The 273-nt window shown below is 44.7% G+C and carries 1 protein-coding gene; it reads right to left on the bottom strand.

Annotated elements, in window-relative coordinates; genetic code table 11:
• Positions 1 to 273, bottom strand: a 273-nt coding sequence (locus CWC30_RS18290; protein ID WP_283956825.1) for a RapZ C-terminal domain-containing protein, incomplete at both ends; no start/stop codon positions are given.

The raw sequence follows: 273 nt of genomic DNA, 5'->3' as shown, positions 1-273 counted from the left end.
AACCAGCGCCGTGTTGGCCACCGGTGCAGCCAATTGCAATAGGCCCATAGCTCGGGTTATTTCTATCTAAAGGCGGCCGCCATGTTTGCACGTATTTTTTTATTTGCGATGTATATTTTTGTACTATGCTGTGGCTGGCTTGGTAGTCTTTTCCTTGTTGATCTAGCCCTGTGCGTGGCTTAAGTTCAGGCTCCCAATTCGGGTTTGTTAAAAAGCGAGCGTCAAATACATAATCTGCTTCTTTTGGTATACCGTTCTTAAAACCAAATGACT

The organism is Pseudoalteromonas sp. S4741 (assembly GCF_005886135.1).
GTDB lineage: Bacteria > Pseudomonadota > Gammaproteobacteria > Enterobacterales > Alteromonadaceae > Pseudoalteromonas > Pseudoalteromonas tetraodonis.
This window is presented reverse-complemented; position numbering and strand designations above follow the sequence as displayed.